The sequence below is a fragment of the Acinetobacter sp. YH12095 genome (genome assembly GCF_013419245.1).
Classification (GTDB): Bacteria; Pseudomonadota; Gammaproteobacteria; order Pseudomonadales; family Moraxellaceae; genus Acinetobacter; species Acinetobacter towneri.
The window spans coordinates 1-1,083 of sequence record NZ_VPAL01000055.1; the positions used below are offsets into that span (position 1 = coordinate 1).

At 38.8% G+C, this 1,083-nt stretch carries 2 protein-coding genes; both read right to left on the reverse strand.

Going from position 1 to position 1,083, the window contains the following annotated elements:
- Positions 1-10 precede the first annotated feature (10 nt).
- Positions 11-577: an IS630 family transposase gene (locus tag FTU35_RS13330; protein ID WP_121533679.1), complete on the reverse strand. Its 567-nt coding sequence runs from the start codon at positions 575-577 to the stop codon at positions 11-13.
- On the reverse strand, positions 567-1,022 hold the full coding sequence (locus FTU35_RS13335; protein WP_004973749.1) for a helix-turn-helix domain-containing protein: 456 nt from the start codon (positions 1,020-1,022) through the stop codon (positions 567-569). The genes FTU35_RS13330 and FTU35_RS13335 overlap by 11 nt, the downstream gene beginning before the upstream one ends.
- Positions 1,023-1,083 lie beyond the last annotated feature (61 nt).

Here is a 1,083-nt window from a genome sequence, read left to right on the forward strand (position 1 = left end):
TAAGCTGTCATTAAAAAGTAAACATGTATTCTTTTCCGAATTGGTTTGATACTCTCTCCACCCATTGCTCTATTTTATCAGCTGTCATGACTTGAAAATCTCGCCAATAATATTTCATCTGCTTCCATACCATCTCGATTCGATTTAACTCAGGGCTATAAGCTGGAATAAAATACAAATTCGTCGAAAAGTTACTTTTAAGTAGCTCTCTGTAATCAGCCATCTTTTTACTTCTATGAATCGAGGCATTATCAACAATAAGAACCAATGGAAGGTTATAAGTCTGTTTTACTTGTTGAGCTATTCCAGTTAAATAGGCATAAAACCAAGTGCTTGTAACTGACTCTTGTAAACAACTTGTCACCAGTTTCCCCGTTGAAAGCAAACACCCCATGACATTAACTCGTTTTAATCTTATTGCATCAACCGCATGAACATCACCTATCTTTGTCCACGCATAGCGGTTATCAGGTGTAGATGAAAACCCTGTTTCATCAACATAACCTAATATAATTTCACCACGTGCCGCTTGCTCTCGTAATTTTTCAATCTGCTGTGTTGCTTGTTCAAATGCAATCGGATCTCTTTTTTTTCAAGCTATGACGGGTACGCTTGAAGACCATACCTGAATCACGTAAAAACTTACGAATGGTTTCAACAGACACGGACACTTCGTATTCTTCATGTAGTTTGACTCGGATTTGTTCTGCATTGAGTGGACTTGTATTGACCCAATCTAGGATTTTCGCCTGATAGTCTGAGATCAATGTATTGGGCCGACCTGAGCGATGACCTTCTTTAATCGATTCAAACTCATACAATTCCCAACGTCGGCGTTGTAGCCTTATGGTTTCTGGGATACGTTCTTGTAGAGTGGCAACTTCCGCAACACTTTTACCTTCAGAAAGCCAGAGAATAGTTTGGGCACGTTGTCTTTCACGCCAATGTTTTGCATGCTTGGCCAGAAAAATGAGTCGTTCTCGCTGTTCTAAACTAAGTGGTACAGAAACAATTCGAGGCATGTGTGAACATCTGTTAACTAAAAAAACTTTTTTCGCATGATTAGTTATTTTTGTCAACTTA